We start from the raw sequence: 24,133 nt of genomic DNA on the forward strand, positions 1-24,133 counted from the left end.
CTCTGAAAGATGAGGAGGCAGCTGATGGAATTTCACGAAAACAAAGCTAAAGCGCCGTTTATCGGACTTGTGCAACTCTGGCAGGCGGTGAGGAGTTGGTGGCTGAAAAAGCAGACTCGGCGGGTGTTACAGCAGATGAGTGATGAACGGTTGAGGGATATTGGGCTACGCAGGGAGGATGTGGAGTGAGGGGGCAATTCGTCGCGGATAAACTGGATTTCTCTATAACCTCCACAAGGAAGTGGTTATTATTGCGAAATCATCGCTTCACGGAAAGACGTCAGAATGAAAGCAACAGAAGCCCGCTTACTCGATTTTTTAAAACGTTCGCAGCAGTTTGTTATTCCCATTTATCAACGCACCTATTCATGGACCGGGCAACAATGTCGGCAACTTTGGGACGACATTATTCGTGCTGGAAAGCGTGACGATATATCAGCGCATTTTATCGGTTCGGTTGTTTATATTGAGCAGGGGTTGTATCAGGTTTCTGGTATTTCTCCGTTACTGGTCATTGATGGTCAACAACGGCTGACGACCGCAATGTTGCTGATTGAGGCTTTATCGCGCCATCTTGGCGAAGACGAAGTTTTTGATGGCTTTTCAGCAATGAAATTGCGTAATTATTATTTGCTCAATCCTTATGAGTCCGGCGAGAAAGGATTTAAATTACTGCTGACCGAGACTGATAAAGACAGTTTGCTGGCGTTAATAAAACAAAGACCAATGCCAGAAAACTATTCCCATCGAATAATGGAAAATTTTACTTTCTTTGATGAGCAAATTGCCAAACTCGGTGATGACTTGATCCCCTTATGTCGAGGGTTAGCAAAGTTATTAATTGTCGATGTGGCGCTTAATCGTGATCAGGATAATCCGCAACTGATTTTTGAAAGTATGAACTCCACCGGTAAGGCGTTAAGTCAGGCCGATCTGGTGCGCAATTTTATTCTGATGGGCCTCGAACCAGAGCATCAAACCCAGTTGTATGAAGATCACTGGCGACCCATGGAAGTCGCCTTTGGTCAGCAAGGTTACAGCGAATATTTTGACAGTTTTATGCGTCATTATCTGACGGTAAAAACGGGGGAGATCCCTCGGACAGATGAAGTCTATGAGGCATTTAAACTCCATGCCCGCAGCCAGCGTATTGCCGAAAAAGGCGTAGATCGGCTGGTTGAAGATATTCACATCTACGCGGAGTATTACTGTGCAATGGCATTGGGAAAAGAAAGTGACAAATCGCTTGCTACGGCTTTTCAGGATTTGCGCGAGTTAAAGGTCGATGTGGCGTATCCTTTCTTACTGGCGCTTTATCATGACTATAAAAATGGCGTTTTGTTTCACGAAGATTTCCTGAGCATAATTCGTTTAATTGAATCTTATGTTTTCCGCCGTGCAGTATGTGCGATTCCGACAAATTCTCTTAACAAGACGTTTGCTACTTTTTATAAGGTCATTAATAAAGAAAAATATCTGGAAAGTATTCAGGTACATTTTCTGAATCTGCCTTCATATCGTCGTTTCCCCAACGATGATGAATTTAAACGGGAATTAAAAGTTCGCGATCTCTATAACTTCCGCAGTCGCAGCTACTGGTTACGACGACTGGAAAACGATAAACGCAGAGAGCGCGTGGAAGAGTTTACGATTGAACATATTATGCCGCAGAACGAAAATTTGTCGGCTAAATGGCGTGAAGAGCTGGGAAGCGACTGGCAGCGTGTGCATAAAGAACTGTTACATACGTTGGGGAATCTCACTTTAACGCGCTATAACTCCCGCTACAGTGACAGACCTTTCGCGGAAAAACGCGATATTGAAGACGGCTTTAAACATAGCCCGCTCTATTTGAATATCGGTCTTGGACAGTGCGAAAAATGGGATGAAGCCGCCATTCGCGCCCGTGCCGATCGTCTGGCCAATCTCGCGGTTCAGGTCTGGCAAGCGCCTTCTCTTCCTGAAGAGGTTTTAGCTGTTTATCGAGGTCAGCCGGAGAACAAAACCAATTACAGCCTGAATGATTTTCCTTTTCTTGCTGATGGTTCGCATAGCCGGGTGTTATTCGATCATCTTCGCGATGAAGTTATGCGCCTGGACGCAGGGATCACGCAGGAAGTTTTAAAACTGTATATTGCGTTTAAAGCTGAAACGAATTTTGTTGATGTTGTGCCGCAAAAAAGCCGACTTCGATTGTCGCTTAATATGCAGTTTCATGAACTGGTCGATCCGAAAGGTATTGCCAAAGATGTGACAAATGTTGGGCGCTGGGGTAATGGCGATGTGGAAATTGGTTTCAGCGACCTCGCACAACTTCCTTACATTATGGGATTAATTCGTCAGGCATTTGAAAAACAAATGGAGAGCGCGTTGGTCTAACGCGGCGAATAATACCCGGTAGCACTGGCGCTACCGGGTCAATGTATCAGGCGACTTTCTGTTTACCCGCAATCACCCCAATAAATTCCCGCACCTGCTTTTGTTTACGCGCCGACAGTTTGCACACCTGGCGCAGCGACTGCATCAGTTCGCTCTCTTCGGCGGCGGGTGGTTGGGCGGTGAGGACAATACAGCCTTCCATCACTTTGACATCTACCGCCGTACCGGTGGTAAAACCGGCGGCTTCCAGCCACTGACCTTTCAGGGTGATGGCGGGAATACGGCTGTAATCCGGGTAGCGGCTCGCATAACTCACGGTTAATTGACGGTTATTTGCCGGGGAGACTTCTGCTTCGAACGGTTGTGCAATAGAATGCGTGTCAGTCATAACTGCTATTCCTTGAAAATAGTGATTGTGATTAGCGGTGCGGGTGTGTTGGCGCACATCCGTACCGCGCTAAATACCTGGATATATCATCAGTAAATATGGGGAAAGTCCAGCTAAAAATTAATGAAAATAAGATGAAAATTAGCGTAAAATATAATTTTTGGTGATGTGAATAAAGCGGCTATTTAGCCGCTTTATTGGTTTTATGAGGGCGAGAAAATTAGTTTATCGCCGCGTCAGTGAGTGCATCTGCAAGGTGCAGTTGGGTTTGTTTGGCGGTTTTTATTTGAGATGTCAAATCATCGCAAATATTCATCAGTTCTTTTATTTTTTCAGCAATAATAAATTGTTGATTATATGGTGGCAGAGAAATGATCATTTTCTCCACATCACTTAAGCGGAAGCTGTTTTTTATTCCTCTCTGAGGTGCATTGAATTGATATCTTGCAAGATGTGAACGCATTAGCTCTGGGAAGTAAAAATTTCTACATGAGGGCAAAAATCTTAAGAGACAAGTATGTTGATTAATATAGGCTAATCCAAAATTATCTGGAATTAGCCCAAGGTTACCAACATCACCTGTTATAGAAATAAGTAAATCAAATGCTTCAAGTTTTGTTCTTACTCCCTCTCCATCTTCAGGAGGATTTACATAACGTAGATTATCCATTCTCAAATTATATGTGTCTTTCGATAAATTGCCCATCGTAATGAATAGAGCTCCACTTTGGGCGTAATATTTTGCCCAGTCACGTGAACCTGAGGTCGCAAACATTGCAACATCAGATATTCTGCACCACTCCCACCCTTCCGGCAGTTCAAACGGTTTTTCCTCATCGCTAATTGGCGGCAACGGTTTTTGTTTTTTTATTTTTCCTTCTTTCACCAGTTGAGCTTTTTCCTGCGCAATTCGTTTGAGCAGTTCAGAGGCTGGTTCGTCATTCGGATCCTGCGGCACAAGTTTACCCATTACGGCCAGTTGCAGAATGGTCTGTTTTAACGCATCCACGCTGGCTTCGGTGGTAAATAGGGTGTCGAAATGCTCGCTAATACGCGTCCAGTTTTCAGCCAGTTCCTCGGCGTTTTGGCTGTCAGTCAGCGTTCCCAACAGGGTTTCAACCAGTTGCTGATGTGCGTCCAGACTGGTCAGGGATTGCTGTTCCAGTTGGTCGCATAGGGACATGAGTTGCTCGACCTTTTTTACAATTCTCAATTGTTCATTGAGAGGTGGTAATGCAAACAGGGTGGCAACGATTTTTTCCTTAGAAATATTAGGTTGCGCTCCACCTGCTCCCATGGCTGTAAATACTTTCTTACTAGCCTTAAGGAAGATCAACAGATACTGATTTGATAAACCATCGAAAGGGGTACAAGCGCAGACGGCTTGATTAGTTGTTGAACGAGAGTTGAGTATTGATGTTTTGCCTATTGTAGCCCCATACATTGCAATCAATACATCCCCAGGCTGGTTGTCGCGTAAGGAACATTCTTTTAATGCCAATGCTGTAATATGTTCTTCTGAATCGGTTATGTAATCTTCAGATAATTCACCAGATTTAAACCATGGAATATCTCCACCGTAGTATCCAGAATTTGTACGATTTGGTGTGGCTCCAGCCCCCCAATCGCCAATATCATTCAGATAACACAACTCCCATCCTTGCGGCACGGAAATTGATTCTAAAGTTCCATCTATTGACGGAAGCTTTTTCGGTTTTTTAATCTTTCTTTCTTTAATTAAGTCTTCTTGCTGCTTTTTCATTCCTCTAAGCAGCTCCGACGCTGGTTCATCATTCGGATCCTGCGGCACCAGTTTACCGCGCACAGCCAGTTCCAGAATCAGCTCACGTAATTTCTTAATGCCATATAAATCAATTTTTCCGGAACTGCCGCGCCCGGCGGTGGAACGGGTTTGCAACGCCGAGGTCCAGGTTTCCATATGATCAACGATCAGCTTTTCCACACTCATTAGTTAACCTCCTTGCCAGACAGCGCAGCGCCAAGAATATCGCGCAGTTGATTACGCAGCGTCTGGATCTCCGCCTGCTGTTTTGCATACTGCACTAACAGTTCGTCTGGATCATGGCTGACGGTTTCCGCCTGATGTGGGTTTTTAATATCCAGATTGAAGTTACGCGCAATCACGTCATCAATGCTGACTTTCCACGCCTGCTCATTCTCGACGCGGCTGGCAAAACCATCGGCCTCGTTCCCCCACCAGTCGATTTCCGCCTGAAACTCTTCAAACTTCATCGGCTTGGTTTTACTGTAATTTTTCACGCCCGCCGGATACGGATGCTCATAGAACCAAATCTCTTTGGTTGGCTGACCTTTGGTAAAGAACAACAGGTTGGTTTTAATGCCGGTATAAGGGTTAAACACACCATTCGGTAAACGCACGATGGTATGCAGGTTGCACTCTTCGGTAAGCAGCTTTTTGATTTTGGTTTTAACGCCTTCACCAAATAGCGTGCCATCCGGCAATACCACCGCCGCACGACCGTTTTTCGCCAGCACTTCCACAATCAGTTGCAGGAACAGATCCGCCGTTTCGCGGGTTTGCATCTCTGCCGGAAAGTTCTTCTCAATACCGTCTTCTTCCGTGCCACCAAATGGCGGGTTGGTAACAATGACATCCAGTTGCTCATCCCAGGAGGAAAGCGGTTTATTCAGGGTGTTGTCGTGACGAATTTGTACCGGTACTTCAATGCCGTGCAGCAGCATATTGGTGGTCGCCAGCAGGTGTGGAAGCTGTTTTTTCTCAACACCGTGGATCTGTTGTTGCAGCGTCTGATGATCGGCGACGCTCTTCACGTATTTGTTCTTTACATGATCGAACGCGCAGGCAAGAAAACCCCCCGTACCGCAAGCCGGGTCCATAATGGATTCGCCGAGTTTCGGATCAACGCGATCCACCATAAAGCGAGTGACGGCGCGTGGAGTATAGAATTCGCCAGCATTGCCCGCAGATTGCAGATCTTTAAGGATCTGTTCGTAAATATCACCAAACAGATGGCGTTCGCTGGCGCTGGTAAAGTCAATTTCGTTCAGCTTGTTGATCACCTGACGCAGTAGCGTACCGTTTTTCATATAGTTATAGGCATCGCTGAACGCCTGCTTTACCACGTAGCCGCGTGGGTTTTTATCGATAGGCGCAGTGAGGTTTTTCAACGCCGGGAACAGATCATCATTAACGAATTCCAGCAGGGAATCACCGGTAATGCCCTGCGCGTTTGCGGCCCAACTGCGCCACAAATAACGCTGTGGGATCGGATATTGATAGTTATCCTGCTCCAGTTCCAGCGCCTCTTCCTGGGCATCGAAGATTTTCAAAAACAGCAGCCAGGAGAGCTGACCGAGACGCTGCGCATCGCCGTCCACACCGGCATCTTTGCGCATAATATCTTGTAATGATTTGATTACTGAACTGATAGACATGTTGTATTCCATGAAAAACAAGGCCTTCTGCAACATGATGGTTGCAGAAGGCGCAAAAGAGAGTTGTTAAGCAGAGCGGGGCGGTAATTGGTAGATTTCGTTTTCCAGCTCGCTGAGCGCCTGATTATACCCGTTACGGTCGCCAAATCCGGTTTTAATAATCTCCGGTAAGGTGCCCATGCTGTCGAATGGTTTAAGTTTCAGCACCTGAATACTTTCGATCTCCTGTACGCCCGCATCGGCGTATTTATCCAGCAGATTATCGAGCACGGCTTGCGCTGCTTCAGAGTATTTTGTGAAGTAGTTCCGCTTGCGCACGTTCTCGGCGCGCTCTTTGCGGGTTAACGGCGGCTGACCATACACTACGTGGCAAAGCATGTCGAATGGGTCGAGATCTTTACCGACTTCTTCTGCCAGTACTTCCCAGATGATCCCCTGTTGCTCCAGCTCGTGAATGATCGCTTCTTTGCGATCGGCGTCCTGCCACTTGCGGGTAAAGTGATCCAGCGAGGCATATTCTTTGAGCAGTGTTTTGCGGGTGTAATCTTTAAAAGATTCGGTAACCAGTTTACCGTCGGCATCGTAATACTGAACACGCTGCGCAATAACGCCCACCGCGACACCGTTGACGTGAAACTTGCGGATTTTCTTCTCGTCTTCTTCCGGAAGTGGGCCGACATCATCGGTATCGGTAACCTGGTATGGTGGCGCAGGCGGTTCATCAACGCCTGTTACCTGTTCGTCGTCATGTTCGCTGATTTCTTCGAGTTTCTCTTCAAAATCAGATTCTGGATCGGCGATATCCTCTGGTGTGGTATCCATGACTTTTTCGGGAATGCCATCGAAACGCTCATCGGCAAACAGTTCGGTGGCTTTTTTAAAGTCGAGGATGGTAAACCAGAGTTTGCCGTAACGTTCGTCGATGCGTGTACCACGACCGATAATCTGCTTGAATTTGGTCATCGACTGGATGTTCTGGTCCAGTACTACCAGTTTGCAGGTTTTAGCATCCACACCGGTGGTCATCAGCTCTGAAGTGGTCGCGATAACCGGGTACGGTTTTTTCGGGTTGATGAAGTTATCCAACTGAGCTTTGCCAATCTCATCATCGCCGGTGATTTTCATGACGTATTTGTCATTCTTTTTCACCTGCTCCGGGTTGAGATTAACCAGGGCGCGGCGCATACGTTCTGCATGATCGATGTCGTTACAGAAGACGATGGTTTTATCCATCGGATTGGTGCGCTTGAGGTAGTCGGTAATGGTTCTGGCAACCAGTTCTGTGCGTTCGTCGATTACCATCGTGCGATCGAAATCTTTCTGGTTATAGATACGATCGTCGATCACTTCGCCGTTTAAGTCAGTTTGCCCTTTGGTTGGGCGCCAGCCTTGCAGGTCGACATCAATATCAACACGGACAACTTTATAAGGGGCGAGGAAGCCGTCTTCGATCCCTTCTTTTAGCGAGTAGACGTAAACCGGATCGCCGAAGTAATCCGTGCTGGAGACTTCATGCGTCTCTTTTGGCGTGGCGGTTAAGCCAATTTGGGTGGCGGAACTGAAATAATCAAGGATCTCTCGCCAGGCGCTGTCTTCGGATGCGCTGCCGCGATGGCATTCGTCGATCACGATCAGATCGAAGAAATCTGGTGCGACTTGTTTAAACGCTTTTTGGTCTTCCTCCGGGCCAGTTATAGCCTGATAGAGCGCGAGGTGAATTTCATAAGCGGGATCAATGGTGCGTCCGCTGACTTTGGTCATTGCCGTACCAAATGGCTGGAAATCATTATTTTTGGTTTGGTCGACCAGAATGTTGCGATCGGCAAGGAACAGAATGCGTTTTTTATTTTTTGATTTCCACAGGCGCCAGATGATCTGGAATGCGGTATAGGTTTTCCCTGTTCCGGTCGCCATGACCAGCAGAACGCGGTTTTGCCCGTTGGAGACGGCTTCAATGGTTTTGTTGATTGCCTGAAGCTGGTAATAACGTGGCGATTTACCGCTGCCATCGTCGTAATAGTCCTGAGTAATCACCGGAAGCTGAGCTTGTGTGTATCCTTTCCAGAGGCAGAATTTTTGCCAGAGTTCAGCGGGGGAGGGGAAGTCATCCAGCGTTATTTGCTTTTCAAGGCATTCACCTTCGGCTGCGGTGGCATCGCGGAAGATAAAGCCATCACCGTTGGTGGCAAAAACAAAAGGAACGTCCAGCAGGCGCGCATATTCAATGCCCTGTTGCATCCCTTTGCCAATTTCATGTTTGTTGGCTTTTGCTTCAATCACGGCTAAGGGAATGCCTGGCTTGTGGTACAGCACGATGTCAGCAGATTTTACCGTTCTGCGTGCCGCAACTTTACCACGTACGATGACTTTACCGTCCCGGAGTTTGACCTCCTGTCTGATTTGCGCTGTGTTGTCCCAGCCTGCATTGAGAATGGCTGGCATAACGCATTTGGTAATGATGTCTGCTTCCGTCAGGTTACTTAGGTTCAGTTCCGCCATGGGGGTGTTCTCATCTAAATGCGATGCGCAAATTCTACACAGAAAAATAGATGAATTCATCTGTTCAAAGAGTATTATCAGCGTTAAGTCACTGTTTTAAAGGTATTCTTGAGTTTCATCAATAGTAGGATAAGGATTCATATGGGGAATGTTCGGTTCTTGCAAGGAGTGAAACAATATTTTTGTACTAAGGCATTAGATGTCATTCTGCTAATTTATCTACTCCTTGGTTTTATACTTCTCCCTTATAAATATCTGTGGAAAGATATTATTTTATCTCTGTACTTTGTTGGTATTCTTCTTTATGCATTAGTGGAAGAAAATCGCATTACAGAATATATGGGGTATTTTGTTAAGTTCAGTAATAAAAACAGGTTGAATAGTTGTGCTGCCTGGTGTTCACTTATTGCATGGTTTATATTTTTGTTTTTTGTGCTTTCAATTAATATTTTTCCAGTCAGTGCCTCTGTATATATTTTTAGTGCTTTTTCATTATTTGTTTTTCTGGGAGGTATTTTTATTATATTAGAGTTAGAGTTTAAAGAAAATAAAAAATTAATGATTATTAGGTCTGTGACTATAGCAGTCATGCCAATTATATATTTATTCACAAGTAGTTATGCTTCCAGTTTATTTTTAAGTTTGAGTAATCTAAACATTACGCTAACTCCATGGGTTGAGTATTTCTGGAAAGGGATGGTTTTTATGTTGCTCTTCTTCATGTTAATGCAACTTATTATCTATTTTGCTTTTTTAACTCTGGGGACTAAATTAAGCGTGTATAGGTTATTTATACTTGCCGGAGCATTTATAGTATCTACTATTTTAGTAGTTTTTGCTTCAAAAAATGTAGAAGGTATTTCGTACTACGTTTTAAAAAGCACCATAGATTTTGAATGGCGCAGTCAGGTTAAATGTGGAGAGTTGAATATTTCACGTCCGGATGAAAGATATTTCGGGTTTAATACCGATAAATATACTGTATTTTATTCCAATAGAGAGGGTAAATGGGGTTTTGATGAGTTGAAATGTAAGAAAGGTTCTGACAGGAGAGATGCATATTCCATTGAGAATGTCTCAGAATATAACGTGCCTGGATGGCTGAAATAAGTCATCTTTATAATTAAATCGTAAAGGTTCTGGTCATAAATGAGCATGGTTAAACATAAACGGGGCACACTCTACACACTTGATGTGCAGCAAGAAGCTGAACTCATGGCTTTGGTTAATAAATCCGATGAAGACATTGATTACAGCGACATTCCTGCTTCTGGTAGCGAAGCATGGTCTGACGCCAAACGCGGCAATTTTTTGCCAGATCCAGGTATTCACGCGCAATAAAACTTAGCGGAGGGGAGCACGTCGTTCTGTTTCCCCCGCCGCTAAATAGGGCATTGGGTTGCTTTACACTCAACCTTTCACGATTACTTCCTCAACCCCGCAAACGCCGCCCGAATCTCATCCTCCGGCAGCTGAATCCCGATAAACACCATCGTGCTATGCGGTTTTTCATCGCCCCACGGGCGGTCCCAGTCGGCGCTGTAGAGGCGTTGGACGCCCTGGAACAGCAGGCGGTTAGGTTCGCCGTCAATCCACAGCATCCCTTTGTAACGCAGCAGTTTATCTGCCGATTCCAGCAGCAGGTTTTCCATCACCCGGGAAACTTCGCTGATATCTACCGGGTAATCCAGTTCCACCACAATCGACGAAATATCGTTTTGTTTGTCCGCGATAAAGTGAAAACGTGGCTTGGTGCTGACGACGTTTTCTTCCAGCATAAAACCGTTGGTGTTGAACAGCAGGCCCAGGTCGATGTCGCCGTGGGTGACGGTGTAGACCGGTGCACGGGCGTTGATGCGCGCCAGGCGTTCACGCAGTTTTTCTGCTTCGCCTGCGACGTCGGTTTTAGTCAGCAGAATACGGTCGGCGTAGCCAACCTGTGACTGGGCGATGGTGAACTGGTTCATCTGCTCATCGGCATGTACCGCATCCACCAGCGCAATCACTCCGTCCAGCAGGTAACGCTGGCATAAAACTTCATGGGAGAAAAAGGTCTGAATAATCGGGCCGGGATCGGCCATGCCGGTGCATTCAATGACCAGACGGTCGAACTGAATATTGCCCTTGTCGAGATTATCCAGCAGGTCGAGTAGGGCGTCTTCCAGCTCGTTGGAGCGCGAACAGCAGATGCAGCCGTTGGTCAGCGTTTTTATTTGCGTGGCGCGGTCGCCAATCAGTTGATCATCAACGGAGACTTCGCCGAATTCGTTTTCAATCACGGCAATCTTGTAGCCGTGTTGTTCGTTAAGAATATGGCGCAGCAGGGTGGTTTTTCCTGCGCCTAAAAAACCGGTGAGTAGGGTAACTGCAATCGGGTTCATTCTCTCTCCATTAACAACAGCGCATACCGCCTTTACCATCGCCGCCGTAGCGCGCGTTCTGGCGTTCGCGGAAGAATTCTTCATAGCTCATGTACGGCTTGTCGGGATGGTTGGTCTTCATATGCTCGACGTAGTTGTCGTAGTCTGGAATGCCAATCAACATCTTCGCCGCCTGGCCGAGATATTTTTTTGCCTGTCCTAAGTTACCAAACATTTTGCCTTCCAGATATGCGTAAAGCCCGGAAGGTCCGGGCTGGGGATTTGCCGGATGCGGCGTAAACGCCTTATCCGGCCTACGATAGACACTTTGTAGGCCGGATACGCGCAGCGCATCCGGCAACCGATTAGTGGTGCGAAGAGATCTTCACGCCGCCTTCCGGGATTGGAACGTACGGTGTTTCTTTGTCAGTACGTTTGTCGCTGTTACGCACCTTCAGCCAGGTTTTGAAACCGTAGAAGATGATGCTGTACACCACAATCAGGAACAGAATACTCAGGCCTGCGTTGGTGTAGTTGTTCACAACGATGTGGTTCATGTTGGCAATCTGCTGCGCCGTCAGGTCAGTACCGTTAGCAATCTTCTCTTTGTACTGGCTCGCCATGTAGAAGAAGCCTTCCATCTGCGGGTTGGTGCTGAACAGTTTCAGACCCAGCGCCCAGGTGGTGCAGATAAGCAGCCATACAGCCGGAACAACAGTTACCCAGATGTATTGGGTGCGCTTCATCTTAATCAGCACAACGGTGCCCAGTACCAGCGCCACGGCTGCCAGCATCTGGTTGGAGATACCGAACAGCGGCCACAGGCTCTTAACGCCGCCCAGCGGATCGACCACGCCCTGATACAGCAGGTAGCCCCACAGACCCACACAGCCCGCAGTACCGATGATACCGGCAACCAGAGAGTCGGTTTTTTTCAGGAACGGGATGAAGTTACCCAGCAGGTCTTGCAGCATAAAGCGGCCAGAACGGGTACCCGCATCCAGCGCGGTCAGGATGAACAGGGCTTCGAACAGAATACCGAAGTGATACCAGAAGCCCATGTCAGCCATCGGCAGCACTTTGTGGAACACGTGAGCGATACCTACCGCCAGCGTCGGCGCACCACCTGCACGGTTCAGGACAGAAGGCTCACCAATGTCTTTCGCGGTTTGCAGGATCTGCTCTGGCGAAATCACGAAGCCCCAGGAGCTGACAGTCGCTGCCGCGTGTGCGGTAACGTCTTTCAGCTGCGCCATGATGATCGGCGCGTTCTCGCCACCCATTTCATGCAGGTTAGGCATGGTGATGCCAAGGCCTGCAGGCGGTGTGTTCATCGCGAAGTAAAGACCCGGTTCGATGATGGACGCAGCAACCAGCGCCATAATCGCCACGAAGGACTCCATCAGCATTGCGCCGTAGCCAATAAAACGCGCGTCGGTTTCGTTAGCCAGCAGTTTCGGCGTCGTGCCGGAAGAGATCAGCGCGTGGAAGCCAGATACCGCACCACAGGCGATGGTGATGAACAGGAACGGGAACAGAGCGCCTTTCCACAGCGGGCCAGTACCGTCAATATACTGGGTCATCGCAGGCATTTTCAGTTCCGGGTTCAGCACCACGATACCCAGCGCCAGGCCGACGATAACGCCGATTTTCAGGAAGGTTGCCAGATAGTCGCGCGGTGCGAGGATCAGCCACACCGGCAGCAGTGCGGAAACAAACGCATAGCCAATCAGCGCGAAGGTAATGGTGGTGTCTTTAAAGGTCAGTGCCGGACCCCAGTACGGATCGTGAGCAATCACGCCACCGAAGTAGATAGAGGCAACCAGCAGCACGATACCAATGACAGAGACTTCACCCACACGCCCCGGACGAATAAAGCGCATGTAGATACCCATAAACAGCGCAATCGGTACGGTTGAGCAAACGGTGAAGACACCCCACGGACTTTCGGCCAGGGCTTTAACCACAATCAGCGCCAGGACGGCAAGGATGATGATCATGATTAAGAAACAGCCAAACAGCGCGATAGTTCCCGGTACTGGCCCCATCTCTTCTTTGATCATCTCACCAAGAGATGCGCCGTTACGGCGAGAGGAGATAAACAGCACCATAAAGTCCTGTACCGCACCGGCCAGCACTACCCCCGCCAGCAGCCACAGCGTGCCAGGAAGGTAGCCCATCTGCGCGGCGAGAACCGGACCGACCAGCGGACCAGCACCGGCGATAGCGGCGAAGTGGTGACCAAACAACACGTAACGGTTGGTCGGAACGTAGTTCAGACCGTCGTTGTTAATAACCGCAGGCGTCGCGCGCGTGGGGTCGAGTTTCATCACCTTCTGGGCGATGTACAGACTGTAGTAGCGATACGCCACCAGATACACCGACACAGAGGCGACCACGATCCAAAGGGCGCTGACGTGCTCCCCCCGACGTAATGCAACTACCGCGAGGCAGAATGCACCGATGATTCCGAGAATCACCCAGGGTATGTGCTTGAATAGTTTTTTCGTATCCATAGTAAAACCTGGCATTTTACTCGTCGTCTTTTGGCTTACGGGTGCGGCAGCTGCGTTCGTTCACCCCTGTCACTTACTTTTGTAAGTGACAGGGGATTCACTCACTTGCTGCCTTCCTGCAAACCAAAATCCATAGAGTAATTTGTTAATCATAGGCCGAAGCCGTTCTAGGTTTGCGTTGCGTTTGAGGAGGTAAATTGACCGCTATCCTGCAGTGATGTTGCCAGAGTTACGCGCGCGTAAAGTAAGGTAAATAACTGAGTGGTTATATTAGGGACGTAAGCGGTCAGGAATGGCGGTGAGCGGTTGGGCAAGAATTATTCATTAGGTGAATATGTGATTGAGATCACGAATTTTTTTTGCCTGGATAGATTTCTCGTTTGCGCCTCAATAATTGCCAGATGCGCCACGCTTATCTGGCCTGGATAGATTCTGCAATGTATTGAATTTGTAAGATTTACCAGACCGGATAAGCCATTAACGTCAAATCCTTATCAGGGATTTAATGTGGTGAAGGTGGCTGGTGCGCCAGGGCAATTAACGTTTCGCTGCGAGAGGGGGAAAGGGGTTCTCGCGGTTGCGGTAATGGCCAGCCGTACAACCATCGAGCGGTAGCGGCGCAGGTTCTCCCCTGGCAGGCTCCCATGCCGCAGCGGGTCGTTAATTTGGCCTGCAGCCAGCTTTGTGCTTGCTCTACATCGCTACAGCGAATGTCTTCGCAGCGGCAAAGCAGCGTTTCTGGTGTCGCAACGCGCTTGAGACTTTCGGGCAGGGCAAAGGTTTTATGAAGTGCAAGGGCGAAGCGCTGCCACCCGGCACGTTTTTGTTGCAGAAACCTGGTTTCATGGGCGCGATCGGCCGCACAAAGTCCGGCTATCTCACCTTCTATCAGCGCCAGTTCACTGCCACCAAATCCAGTACATTCACCGGCTGCATAGATGTTTTTAACCGAGGTTCGCTGAAGTTCATCCACCTGCACGGCATCATTGCTGATGACACAATTGAAGAACAACCCTGGTTCAAGATTAGGCACCAGACCATAGCCAATAGCCAATTTGTCGCATGGCAGTGTGATTTCCCTACCATTGTGTCGGAGGGTGACAGCACGCAATGTGGCGTCGCCGTGAGCAGCGATAACCTGGCTTGCACTGAGATAACGACGAGGAAATAGTGTCGCCAGTTGGCGCAGCTTACCCGGCCAACGCCATAGCCCGAGGCCAAAGCGCAATAGCGCTGCGCGTGGGGCTTGTTCCACAATCGCCACCACTTCGCCTCCGGCACGGCGAACGTTGTCAGCAACGGCCAGTAATAGTGGCCCGCTTCCGGCAATAACCACTTTTTGATTCGCCATGTGCAGCCCCTGTTTCACTTGTGCCTGTAACCCACCCGCGCCACTGACACCGGGCAGCGTCCAGCCTGGAAACGGTAATGCAAGTTCACGAGCACCGCAGCAGAGAATCAGCTTATTCCAGCTTACTGTGCCGTAGTCTTCTGCAGTTTCGAACAGTACACAATTTTCGCTGCGGCGGGCGATTAACCTCGCTCCGTTGAGCACACGAATCCGCGATTCGTTGGCAACGGCATCGCGGTAATGGCGGGCCAGTGGAGGAAGCTGACTTTGTGGGCCATCGCGCCAGATTTGACCGCCAGGACGCGGATTATCATCAAGAATGATGACCTGCTTATCGCACTTTGCTGCGGCCAGAGCAGCTGATAGCCCCGCCGGGCCTGCACCGAGAATTAAAATGTCACACTGTAAGGTCTGCATATCCGCTCCTTTCAATCTGCATGTCTGGCTGGCAAAGGGTCTGACAACCTGGTACCCGACGACCATTAACGCTCACCCGACACTCCTGGCAAACGCCCATGCCGCAGAAGGGCGTACGTGGTTGCCCGCTCACCGAAAGGCGCGTAATGGGGTTATCAGTTAAGGCCAGTGCCGCCGCTACGCTAATACCCGTCGGGACAAACCAGGGCTGTCCGGCAATAAAAATTCGAATGGTGCCACTCATGCGCTGGCCTCCAGGGAGATAAGTCTGGCGGGTAGCCAGGGGGCAGGAGATACGAGGCTGCGTTCACCCAGCAACTGTGCGGCTAACAGCGATGCGCTGGCGGGGGCAGTGGTCACGCCAAGCCCTTCATGACCAAGAGCCAGCCAGACGCCAGCACGGGAAGGATGCGGGCCGAGAAGGGGATTACCATCCTGCGAGGCGGCGCGAAAACCGCTCCAGCAACGAATAATATTGAGCGTTGCCAGAGACGGCAGAAAGTGTTGCGCTCTGGACAGCATCGCGGCCAGGAGTGGAAGGTCCAGTTCTCGATCCAGGTTATCGAACTGACGTGAAGAGCCAACCAGCAGTTGGCCGGTGGGACGAGGCTGCACATTAAAGGCCACTGACGTGCCGCCGCCGTGAGCACTGGCGCCGTAGCCAAGTTCAACCAGTTGGTGATTGACCAGTGGGCCATAGCGATCAGTAATCGCCAGTTGGCCTTTCTTCGCGCGCAGCCATGGCTCCCCCAGTAACGTATTGGCCCCCAGACCACTGGCGATGACGATCGCGTCGGCGCGTAATTGGCGACCGCTCTGTAATGTCACTGTTGGTTCTTCCAGACGAATGGCGGGATCAACCAGATGTGTCAGCTTATCGCCCGCATTGGCAATAAACCAACGGGCAACGTTTGGGGCATAGACGATGCCATCGCCCGGCACCCATAACCCGCCGGATAGCCCCGGGCGTAGCATAACTTCTCGCTCGGCCAATTGTGCGGTGCTTTGCATTTCGCTGTTTACTTTCTGCGATGCCAGACGTCGCTGCTTCTCTCGGGCAATTTCCAGTTCTTCTGGTGTTTCCGCCAGCCACAATGTGCCACAGCCGCGCCAGGCACAGCTTTGTGGTAACTGAGGCGTCAACGTGCGCCACAGTTCCAGCGACCAGGCAGAGAGCGTCAGTTCTGCGGGATCATCATCCATACAGACCAGATGCCCCATTCCTGCAGCTGTAGCTCCGGCTCGGCCGTCGTCAATTAACGTGACTCTCACCCCTCGTTTTGCCAGTTGCCATGCGCAGGCGGCCCCGATGATGCCTGCGCCGATGACAATGACCTCCGTGCTGTTCACAGGCTAATCCCCCAGCAGAAGGGATCGTCCGGATTAAGGAGCAGGCGATTGTCGCCGCATACCCAGGCTTCTCCACGAATGGTGGGGATAATCTTCTCGCCATGGCGGGTATAGTGAGCCGTAAACTGGCTACCAATAATACTGGCCTGGCGCCAGATATCGCCGGGGGCGAGTTTTCCGTCCTCTGCCAGACAGGCCAACTTGGCGCTGGTACCTGTGCCACAGGGAGAACGATCCCACGCTTTGCCAGGGCAAAGGACGAAGCTACGGCTATCCGCCTGATCGTCATCGGCAAAAAGTTCGATATGATCGATAATGCCACCATTTTCACCGACGATACCCGCATTATCGAGTCCTTCCCGTACCGCCCAGGCGTATTCAGTTAACTGCGGGATTTGTTCCGGCACAATATCAAATGGATGATCATTAATAAGAAAAAACCAGTTGCCACCCCAGGCGATATCACCTGTAACTGTACCCACCGCCGTTTCCACACTTACCTGTTTTTGCCAGCGCCAGGCCGGAACGTTTTCAACTGACACACTGCCATCGTCATGCAATGTGGCGTTTACATCTCCAACAGGGGTTTCAATGCGATGAACGCCTGGTTTAATACGATCTAACCAGGCCAGTGAAGCAACAAGCCCGATAGTGCCGTGCCCACACATATTCAGGTATCCAGCATTATTGAAAAAGATGACACCCGCCGTGGCATGAGGGGAAACCGGCTCACACAGTAGCGCGCCGACCAGCACGTCGTTACCGCGTGGCTCAAGAATTATGGCTTTGCGCCAACTGTCAAATTCCCGGGCAAAACGTTCGCGCCGTTCGGCCATGCTGCCGCTACCGAGATCGGGAAAGCCATCAATAATCAACCGGGTCGGCTCGCCTCCGGTATGGGAGTCGATAGCCCTGAGTTCAGTGATTTGGTGAGGAACATGCATGCTTTGGCTCCATGTGGTTAACGAAATGTTTCTAAATGCTGGCGTAATTGCAACTTTATCGCTTGAAGGGTTTCTGCAAGGGAAATGACGAAATCAGCACAGTGAATTATTTCGCGACACCAGGAGCGGTCATACTTTTTTAATATTAATCATCTTGTTAGTGATGTGTTAGACCAAGAACAAGCGTTCGTCAGTAGTGAGAGCAACGGAAAGTGGAAATACACGGAAGGATCGCAAAATGCGCTTTCAGTACTTGTCATGTTAACTAAAGGTTAATAAACATTCATCCTCAATCGCTATGAGGAACAGCTATGTCCAGCATATGTCATCAGACTATTGAGTTTTCCCCTTGTGAAGAAACTGCGCTGGCCGTTGATGAACTTAGTCAAATTTGCGAGGGGCTGGCGCGGCAGCGTCCACAAAATATTCAGGCATTGTTAAATGCACTGGCACTGATTGCGCCACTTCTTAACGCCATTCCTAATGTGGTGTTTTTTATTAAGGATGTGCAGGCCCGTTATCTGTTAGTCAATATGACGTTGGCGCGACGCTGCGGGTTTAAAAACGTGACATCGCTACTGGGGAAGACATCGGCAGATGTTTTCCCTTCTGCACTGGGACGAGGATATACCGAACAGGATCTGCGTGTGCTACGCGAAGGGGTTGCGTTACGTGATCAACTGGAGATGCATCTCTATAACGGGCGCGAACGCGGCTGGTGCCTGACGCAGAAACTGGCACTGCGCGATATGCAGGGGCGTGTGATTGGAATGGCGGGGATCTCACATGATCTCCAGGAAGCACATGCACGTCATCCTGCCTGGCAACGTCTGGCGATCATCGATGAGCACATTCGCAATCACTACCACCGCGCGATCTCTATGGAAGAGTTGACTGAAATGAGCGGAATGTCTGTGGCGCAAATTGAACGCTACTGTAAGCGGATTTTTCACCTGACTCCTCGCCAGATGATCCACAAAGTTCGACTGGAAAAGGCCACGGAGTTGCTTGCCGGAACTACGCCGATTACCGATATCGCTTTGCAGTGCGGTTATACCGACCACAGTGCGTTCAGCCGTCAATTTAAGGCGATGACTGGCTCAACACCGCGTGATTTTCGGATGACGTTGGTCGGGTAGCACGACAAATCGCAACCGGGCATTGTGCTAATTTCGTCATCCTGGGGAAAGAAAATCGACAAGCCGCCAGCGCAAGGAGAGGTCAATCTGTTAATGGGAATTCACTTTTAATTCACATTAACACAACAGGTTGACAATAAGGAAACCAAAGATGAGCAATAAAGCGATTAACTGGAGTGGCGTTTTTCCGGCGGTTAGCACTCAGTTCCGTAGTGATTACTCACTTGATTTGGATGCCACCCATGCGGTGATGAAAAACCTGGTTAAAGACGGGGTTTCTGGCCTGGTAGTGTGCGGTAGCGTAGGAGAAAACACGTCACTTACCACTCAGGAAAAACTGCAAATCATCGAAGTCGCGAAAGATGCTGCTGGCGGAAAAATTCCGGTGATTGCCGGGGTTGCTGAGTTCACCACCGCCTTTGCCCGGACGATGGCAAAAGAGGCCGAGAAGGTCGGTGTTGATGGCGTTATGGTGATGCCTGCTTTGGTTTACTCGTCTAAGCCTCATGAAACTGCAGCGCACTTCCGCAGTGTGGCAATGGCGACCGACCTGCCGATCATGGTCTATAACAACCCACCGATTTATAAAAACGATGTCACCCCTGATATCCTGGAAACACTCGCTGATTGCGAAAATATTGTCTGCTTTAAAGATTCCTCTGGTGATACTCGTCGCTTTATCGATCTTCGCAATGCGGTAGGAGATCGCTTTGTGCTGTTTGCAGGGCTGGATGATGTCGTGGTTGAGAGCATTGCGGTGGGCGCTGAAGGCTGGATTTCCGGGATGTCAAACGCCTTCCCACGCGAAGGTGAGACGTTGTTCCGTTTGGCAAAACAACAGCGTTTTGACGAGGCTATGGCGCTGTATCGCTGGTTTATGCCGCTGCTGCATCTCGATGCGCGCCCTGACCTGGTGCAGTGTATCAAGCTGTGCGAAGCCCTGTTGGGGCGTGGCAGTGAGGTTACTCGCCCGCCGCGTCTGGCGCTGGAAGGTGAAACGCGTGCCCAGGTTGTGGCGATAGTTGAGAAAGCGCTGGCGACTCGCCCTGCGCTGCCGGACGTGGGCCTTTGAGGTGGGGAGAGACTATGACTGAAACTTTCCCTTTCACCGGGCAACAGTTCATCGCCGGGCAACGTGTTGCCAGCGGTGAACCGTCGCTGGTCAGCCTGCGAGCGCAGGATGGCGAACCTACCGGGCAACGTTTTTACCCGGCCTCCGCGGAGGAGGCCGCGCAGGCGGCTATTGCGGCGCAGCAGGCTTTTGTGCGCTATTCACAGACCAGCGTCGGGCAACGTGCCGATTTTTTAGAAACCATCGCCGATGAACTTGATGCGGCAGGCGACGAACTGTTCGCTACGGCACATCAGGAGACAGCGTTACCCCTGGCGCGTTTACAGGGAGAGCGGGCAAGAACCAGCGGGCAGATGCGCATGTTTGCCGGGTTATTACGTCGGGGCGATCTGTTTGAGGTAAGAATTGATACTGCGTTGCTGGAGCGTCAGCCTCTGCCTCGACCGGATTTGCGCCAGTATAAAACGGCTCTCGGGCCGGTGGCGGTATTTGGTGCCAGCAACTTTCCACTCGCTTTTTCTACCGCCGGTGGTGATACAGCAGCGGCACTGGCTGCAGGATGCCCGGTAGTTGTGAAAGCGCATCCTGGGCATATGGCAACGGCAGAAATTATCGCGTCAGCGATCGCTCGTGCCGTGACTAAATGCGCCATGCCCGCAGGCGTATTCAATATGATTTTCGGTACTGATATCGGTGCTGAACTGGTGAAACATCCCGCAATTCAGGCGGTGGGTTTTACCGGCTCATTACGTGGTGGCATGGCGCTCTTTCGTTTGGCCCAACAGCGTCCACAGCCAATACCAGTTTTTGCCGAAATGTCGGCTCTCAATCCCTTTTTCATTCTGCCGCAGGCGCTATCAGTACGTGCCGATACGCTGGCCCGCGATTTAGTCGCGTCGTTCACGCTGGGATGTGGACAGTTCTGCACTAAACCAGGTCTGATTGTGTTGCTGAAGGGGGAGAAAAACGCAGGCTTTTTGCAGCAACTGGTTGAGAAAGTGAATGCCGCCTCACCGCAACTCATGCTTAACGCCTCCACGCTTGAGCACTATCGCCACAGCGTAGAGAAACTGGCAGGACATCCGACAATTCAGTGTTTGGCGGGGGACGATAATCATCAGACCGGACGTGCAGAGGCTCGTCTCTATCAGGCTCAGGTGGCAAGCGTACTTGAAAAAGATCCTCTGTTGCAGGAGGAAGTGTTCGGGCCGCTCGCGATTGTGGTTGAAGCCGCTGATGAAGCGGAGTTGTTGCAGGTGATTAACGCTCTGCAAGGGCAACTTACTGCCACACTTCAGGCGGATGAGGATGACCGGCAACTGGCTGGTCGTTTATTGCCGTTGTTGGCTGATAAAGCCGGACGCGTATTGTTCAACGGCTATCCCACCGGCGTCGAGGTTTGCGATGCCATGGTACACGGTGGTCCGTTCCCGGCAACCACCGACGCGCGCGGCACGTCCGTAGGCACGCTGTCCATTACTCGTTTTCTGCGCCCGGTATGCCTGCAAAATGCACCCGCTGCGCTATTACCGCCTGCGTTGCAGGACAGTAATCCATTAAACCTGCTGCGCCTGGTTAACGGCCAGTGGACCCGGGAAGCCATTTCCTCCTTGTTGACTCATTGAAGGGCATCACTATGACAATTCCTTCTACCCAAAGCACGCAAACCGTCGTTGTTGAGTCGGGGAAGTTTAAAAAGCAGTTAACGCTCACCGACTTGACCTTTATTGGTCTGGGGGCGATTTTTGGTTCTGGCTGGCTGTTTGCTGCCAGCCATGTCGCTTCGATCGCTGGCCCAGCCGGGATTGCTTCCTGGGTTATTGGCGGTTTTGCGGTGTTGCTACTGGGGATTATTTACTGCGAACTGGGGGCGGCGCTTCCCCGCGCGGGCGGTATTATTCGTTACCCGGTATTTTCGCACGGCGAATTGATGGGCTATCTGCTGGGCTTTATTACCCTGATTGCCTTCTCCAGCCTGATCTCCATTGAGATTGTAGCCGCACGGCAATATGCTGCCGCCTGGTTTCCAGCGCTGACGCAGACGGGGAGCAGTGACCCGACGCTGTTAGGCTGGGTGGTGCAGTTCTTACTGTTGTGCTTCTTTTTTGCCCTGAACTACTACAGTGTCAAAACGTTCGCCCGCTCGAACAATTTTATTAGTGTGCTGAAGTTTCTGGTGCCGTTGCTGGTGGTAATAACGTTATTTGCCTTCTTCAAACCGGAGAATCTGCATATACAGGGTATGGCTCCATTTGGTATGTCAGGAGTGGAAGCGGCAATTAGCGCGGGTGGGATTATCTTCGCTTACCTTGGGCTGACACCGATTATTTCCGTTGCCAGCGAGGCGCAAAATCCGCAACGTACCATCCCATTTGCGCTGATCCTCTCGGTAATTCTCTCGACCATTATCTACGTTCTGTTGCAGGTCGCCTTTTTGGGCAGCATTCCAACTGAATCGCTAAGTGGGGGTTGGGCGGAGATCAGTAAGAACTATTCGCTGCCGTATCGTGATATCGCCATTACCCTTGGGATGGGCTGGCTGGCATTTATGGTGGTATGTGATGCTATTGTGTCTCCCAGCGGCACTGGCAATATTTACATGAATGCGACACCGCGCGTGATCTATGGCTGGGCGAAGGCGGGGACATTCTTTAAAACCTTTACTCATATCGATAAGGAGTCAGGTATTCCACGTCCGGCACTGTGGCTGACGTTTGGTTTATCTATCTTCTGGACGCTGCCGTTCCCGTCGTGGGAGCAATTGATTAGCGTGGTTTCTGCGGCTCTGGTACTGAGCTACGCCATCGCGCCAGTTACAGCTGCCGGGCTGCGTCGTAATGCACCAGATATGCCGCGCCCGTTCCGCGTTCGTGGTTTTGCGGTGCTCGGCCCACTCTCTTTTATGATTTCCGCGCTGATTGTTTTTTGGTCTGGTTGGGGAACGCTTTCCTGGCTGCTGGGGCTACAAATCGTAATGTTTGTGGTTTACGTGGTTTGTAAGTCGAAAGTGCCTGTTCAGCATGTCAGCCTGGCGCAGCAGATTAAATCTTCATTGTGGCTTATTGCCTTCTATGCCCTGATTATGCTGTTTTCCTGGTTGGGTAGTTTTGGCGGTAGCGGCATTATAGGTCACCCGTGGGATACTATCGTTGTCGCGCTGATGTCGTTGGGAATTTATTACTGGGGCGCATACACCTGTCTTCCTCGGGCGAACTTTAACGGGGATGAAGAAGAATAAAGGAGTAGAAAATGGATAGAGTAATCCTCTCATTATCAGAGGCTTACGCACTAGCCTATCATGCGCTCATCAGTAACGGATTTAGTGAGCAACATGCGGTGGTGATTGCGAAAAACGTTACCGCCGGGGAGCGCGACGGTTGTGCCTCGCACGGTTTATGGCGACTGCTGGGGATTGTTGACACGCTGCGAAAAGGGAAAGTCTCTGCCGATGCTCTGCCGACAGTGGAATCTCAGGCTCCGGCAATCGTTAAGGCCGATGCCAAAGGTGGCTATTCGCTGTTGGCTTATCAGCAGGCACTACCGTTACTGATCGAGAAAACGCGTCAGTGCGGGATTGCAGCACTGGCGATTAATCATTGTGTTCACTACTCCGCCTTATTTGCGGATGTTGAACCGCTGACTGAAGCCGGACTGGTGGCGCTGGCGACCACGCCAAGCCATGCCTGGGTTGCGCCGAAAGGGGGGCGCAAACCTCTTTTTGGTACTAACCCAATCGCGTTTGGTTGGCCGCGCGACAAGCAGCCGCCATTTATTTTTGATATGGCGACCAGTGCGGCGGCACGCGGGGAGATTCAGTTACATCAGCGAGCCGGGAAATCACTTCCTGAAGGTTGGGGGATCGACAGCAATGGCAATGCCACCACCGATCCACAAGCTGTGCTGGACGGAGCAATGTTAACCTTCGGCGGTCATAAAGGTTCGGCACTGGCAGCGATGGTGGAGTTGATTGCGGGGCCACTGATTGGCGATATGACCAGTGCTGAGTCTCTTGCGTGGGATAATGGTGCAGGTGGTTTGCCATATGGTGGAGAGTTGATCCTGGCACTCGATCCGCAGCGTTTTCTTGGTGAGGATGCCGGGAGGCATCTGGCAAGGGCGGAAACACTGTTTAGTCAGATGCAGGCACAGGGCGCGCGCCTGCCGGGAGAACGTCGCTACCTGGCACGATTGCGCAGTGAGCAACAGGGTGTAGAGATCAGCCAATCACTCTATGACGATATTCGATCCTTAAGTAGCTGATAGATACTAAAGGATATACA

General features: G+C 50.4%; 20 protein-coding genes and 1 pseudogene. 10 read left to right on the forward strand and 11 right to left on the reverse strand.

Annotated features, from left to right (window positions below; translation table 11 throughout):
- Positions 1-24 precede the first annotated feature (24 nt).
- The 3 genes and pseudogenes from D9738_RS03490 (at position 25) to D9738_RS25015 (ending at position 2,379) form a co-directional block, all read left to right on the forward strand.
- Positions 25-189 carry a DUF1127 domain-containing protein gene (locus tag D9738_RS03490; protein WP_105287040.1) on the forward strand — a complete coding sequence of 55 codons (165 nt, stop codon included), beginning with the start codon at positions 25-27 and terminating at the stop codon, positions 187-189.
- A gap of 96 nt (positions 190-285) precedes the next feature.
- Positions 286-1,168: pseudogene (locus D9738_RS25010) on the forward strand (DUF262 domain-containing protein).
- A gap of 47 nt (positions 1,169-1,215) precedes the next feature.
- Positions 1,216-2,379 carry a DUF1524 domain-containing protein gene (locus D9738_RS25015; RefSeq protein ID WP_135386886.1) on the forward strand — a complete coding sequence of 388 codons (1,164 nt, stop codon included), beginning with the start codon at positions 1,216-1,218 and terminating at the stop codon, positions 2,377-2,379.
- Positions 2,380-2,425: 46 nt separating this feature from the next.
- Here D9738_RS25015 and symE read toward each other — a convergent pair whose 3' ends face one another.
- The 4 genes from symE to D9738_RS03520 form a co-directional block, all read right to left on the reverse strand.
- The gene (symE, locus tag D9738_RS03500; protein WP_130259565.1) at positions 2,426-2,767 is read right to left on the reverse strand and encodes an endoribonuclease SymE; all 342 of its coding nucleotides are present in this window, start codon (positions 2,765-2,767) and stop codon (positions 2,426-2,428) included.
- Between the two features lie 220 nt (positions 2,768-2,987).
- On the reverse strand, positions 2,988-4,736 hold the full coding sequence (locus D9738_RS24710) for a restriction endonuclease subunit S (RefSeq protein ID WP_165383315.1): 1,749 nt from the start codon (positions 4,734-4,736) through the stop codon (positions 2,988-2,990).
- Complete coding sequence (locus D9738_RS03515; RefSeq protein ID WP_001499274.1) at positions 4,736-6,205, reverse strand: type I restriction-modification system subunit M; 1,470 nt, start codon at positions 6,203-6,205, stop codon at positions 4,736-4,738. The genes D9738_RS24710 and D9738_RS03515 overlap by 1 nt, the downstream gene beginning before the upstream one ends.
- A 66-nt stretch (positions 6,206-6,271) precedes the next feature.
- Positions 6,272-8,704 carry a DEAD/DEAH box helicase family protein gene (locus tag D9738_RS03520; RefSeq protein WP_130259566.1) on the reverse strand — a complete coding sequence of 811 codons (2,433 nt, stop codon included), beginning with the start codon at positions 8,702-8,704 and terminating at the stop codon, positions 6,272-6,274.
- A gap of 141 nt (positions 8,705-8,845) precedes the next feature.
- On the opposite strand from D9738_RS03520, the gene D9738_RS03525 reads away from it, so the two are divergent.
- Positions 8,846-9,814, forward strand: a complete 969-nt coding sequence (locus D9738_RS03525; RefSeq protein WP_130259567.1) for a hypothetical protein — start codon at positions 8,846-8,848, stop codon at positions 9,812-9,814.
- A gap of 39 nt (positions 9,815-9,853) precedes the next feature.
- Positions 9,854-10,045 carry an antitoxin gene (locus D9738_RS03530; RefSeq protein ID WP_000063145.1) on the forward strand — a complete coding sequence of 64 codons (192 nt, stop codon included), beginning with the start codon at positions 9,854-9,856 and terminating at the stop codon, positions 10,043-10,045.
- Between the two features lie 83 nt (positions 10,046-10,128).
- Here D9738_RS03530 and yjiA read toward each other — a convergent pair whose 3' ends face one another.
- The 7 genes from yjiA to D9738_RS03565 all read right to left on the reverse strand — a co-directional run bounded on the left by yjiA (position 10,129) and on the right by D9738_RS03565 (position 17,642).
- Entirely contained in the window at positions 10,129-11,085 is a 957-nt protein-coding gene (gene yjiA / locus D9738_RS03535) for a GTPase (protein ID WP_001314406.1), read from the reverse strand.
- Between the two features lie 10 nt (positions 11,086-11,095).
- Entirely contained in the window at positions 11,096-11,299 is a 204-nt protein-coding gene (locus D9738_RS03540) for a YbdD/YjiX family protein (protein ID WP_000467859.1), read from the reverse strand.
- Positions 11,300-11,429: 130 nt separating this feature from the next.
- Positions 11,430-13,580: a pyruvate/proton symporter BtsT gene (btsT, locus tag D9738_RS03545; RefSeq protein WP_001309197.1), complete on the reverse strand. Its 2,151-nt coding sequence runs from the start codon at positions 13,578-13,580 to the stop codon at positions 11,430-11,432.
- Between the two features lie 502 nt (positions 13,581-14,082).
- Positions 14,083-15,348, reverse strand: a complete 1,266-nt coding sequence (locus D9738_RS03550; protein WP_130259568.1) for an FAD/NAD(P)-binding oxidoreductase — start codon at positions 15,346-15,348, stop codon at positions 14,083-14,085.
- A complete protein-coding gene (locus D9738_RS03555; RefSeq protein WP_000017085.1) occupies positions 15,329-15,592 on the reverse strand; it encodes a (2Fe-2S)-binding protein in 264 nt (87 codons plus the stop codon). The genes D9738_RS03550 and D9738_RS03555 overlap by 20 nt, the downstream gene beginning before the upstream one ends.
- Positions 15,589-16,698 (reverse strand): FAD-dependent oxidoreductase, encoded by a 1,110-nt coding sequence (locus tag D9738_RS03560; RefSeq protein WP_130259569.1) that lies wholly within the window; start codon positions 16,696-16,698, stop codon positions 15,589-15,591. Before D9738_RS03560 ends, D9738_RS03555 begins: the two co-directional genes overlap by 4 nt.
- On the reverse strand, positions 16,695-17,642 hold the full coding sequence (locus D9738_RS03565) for a 4-hydroxyproline epimerase (RefSeq protein ID WP_130259570.1): 948 nt from the start codon (positions 17,640-17,642) through the stop codon (positions 16,695-16,697). The genes D9738_RS03560 and D9738_RS03565 overlap by 4 nt, the downstream gene beginning before the upstream one ends.
- Positions 17,643-17,953: 311 nt before the next feature.
- Here D9738_RS03565 and D9738_RS03570 point away from each other — a divergent pair, with 311 nt between their 5' ends.
- From D9738_RS03570 to D9738_RS03590, 5 genes are all read left to right on the forward strand, one after another.
- On the forward strand, positions 17,954-18,781 hold the full coding sequence (locus D9738_RS03570; protein ID WP_130221703.1) for an AraC family transcriptional regulator: 828 nt from the start codon (positions 17,954-17,956) through the stop codon (positions 18,779-18,781).
- A gap of 151 nt (positions 18,782-18,932) precedes the next feature.
- Positions 18,933-19,853 (forward strand): dihydrodipicolinate synthase family protein, encoded by a 921-nt coding sequence (locus tag D9738_RS03575; protein WP_130204736.1) that lies wholly within the window; start codon positions 18,933-18,935, stop codon positions 19,851-19,853.
- Positions 19,854-19,867: 14 nt separating this feature from the next.
- Complete coding sequence (locus D9738_RS03580; protein ID WP_130259571.1) at positions 19,868-21,478, forward strand: aldehyde dehydrogenase (NADP(+)); 1,611 nt, start codon at positions 19,868-19,870, stop codon at positions 21,476-21,478.
- Between the two features lie 11 nt (positions 21,479-21,489).
- A complete protein-coding gene (locus D9738_RS03585) occupies positions 21,490-23,091 on the forward strand; it encodes an APC family permease (protein WP_130259572.1) in 1,602 nt (533 codons plus the stop codon).
- A gap of 11 nt (positions 23,092-23,102) precedes the next feature.
- Positions 23,103-24,113 (forward strand): Ldh family oxidoreductase, encoded by a 1,011-nt coding sequence (locus D9738_RS03590; protein ID WP_130259573.1) that lies wholly within the window; start codon positions 23,103-23,105, stop codon positions 24,111-24,113.
- The last annotated feature ends 20 nt before the right edge of the window (positions 24,114-24,133 follow it).

This window comes from Escherichia sp. E10V5 (assembly GCF_004212315.1).
GTDB lineage: Bacteria > Pseudomonadota > Gammaproteobacteria > Enterobacterales > Enterobacteriaceae > Escherichia.

Excerpts from the sequence above, each read along its gene's own strand:
- D9738_RS03490 (WP_105287040.1), top strand. The coding sequence starts at position 25 with ATGGAATTTCACGAAAACAAAGCTAAAGCGCCGTTTATCGGACTTGTG.
- D9738_RS25015 (WP_135386886.1), top strand. The coding sequence starts at position 1,216 with ATGGCATTGGGAAAAGAAAGTGACAAATCGCTTGCTACGGCTTTTCAG.
- symE (WP_130259565.1), bottom strand. The coding sequence starts at position 2,767 with ATGACTGACACGCATTCTATTGCACAACCGTTCGAAGCAGAAGTCTCC.
- D9738_RS24710 (WP_165383315.1), bottom strand. The coding sequence starts at position 4,736 with ATGAGTGTGGAAAAGCTGATCGTTGATCATATGGAAACCTGGACCTCG.
- D9738_RS03515 (WP_001499274.1), bottom strand. The coding sequence starts at position 6,205 with ATGTCTATCAGTTCAGTAATCAAATCATTACAAGATATTATGCGCAAA.
- D9738_RS03520 (WP_130259566.1), bottom strand. The coding sequence starts at position 8,704 with ATGGCGGAACTGAACCTAAGTAACCTGACGGAAGCAGACATCATTACC.
- D9738_RS03525 (WP_130259567.1), top strand. The coding sequence starts at position 8,846 with ATGGGGAATGTTCGGTTCTTGCAAGGAGTGAAACAATATTTTTGTACT.
- D9738_RS03530 (WP_000063145.1), top strand. The coding sequence starts at position 9,854 with ATGAGCATGGTTAAACATAAACGGGGCACACTCTACACACTTGATGTG.
- yjiA (WP_001314406.1), bottom strand. The coding sequence starts at position 11,085 with ATGAACCCGATTGCAGTTACCCTACTCACCGGTTTTTTAGGCGCAGGA.
- D9738_RS03540 (WP_000467859.1), bottom strand. The coding sequence starts at position 11,299 with ATGTTTGGTAACTTAGGACAGGCAAAAAAATATCTCGGCCAGGCGGCG.
- btsT (WP_001309197.1), bottom strand. The coding sequence starts at position 13,580 with ATGGATACGAAAAAACTATTCAAGCACATACCCTGGGTGATTCTCGGA.
- D9738_RS03550 (WP_130259568.1), bottom strand. The coding sequence starts at position 15,348 with ATGCAGACCTTACAGTGTGACATTTTAATTCTCGGTGCAGGCCCGGCG.
- D9738_RS03555 (WP_000017085.1), bottom strand. The coding sequence starts at position 15,592 with ATGAGTGGCACCATTCGAATTTTTATTGCCGGACAGCCCTGGTTTGTC.
- D9738_RS03565 (WP_130259570.1), bottom strand. The coding sequence starts at position 17,642 with ATGCATGTTCCTCACCAAATCACTGAACTCAGGGCTATCGACTCCCAT.
- D9738_RS03570 (WP_130221703.1), top strand. The coding sequence starts at position 17,954 with ATGTCCAGCATATGTCATCAGACTATTGAGTTTTCCCCTTGTGAAGAA.
- D9738_RS03575 (WP_130204736.1), top strand. The coding sequence starts at position 18,933 with ATGAGCAATAAAGCGATTAACTGGAGTGGCGTTTTTCCGGCGGTTAGC.
- D9738_RS03580 (WP_130259571.1), top strand. The coding sequence starts at position 19,868 with ATGACTGAAACTTTCCCTTTCACCGGGCAACAGTTCATCGCCGGGCAA.
- D9738_RS03585 (WP_130259572.1), top strand. The coding sequence starts at position 21,490 with ATGACAATTCCTTCTACCCAAAGCACGCAAACCGTCGTTGTTGAGTCG.
- D9738_RS03590 (WP_130259573.1), top strand. The coding sequence starts at position 23,103 with ATGGATAGAGTAATCCTCTCATTATCAGAGGCTTACGCACTAGCCTAT.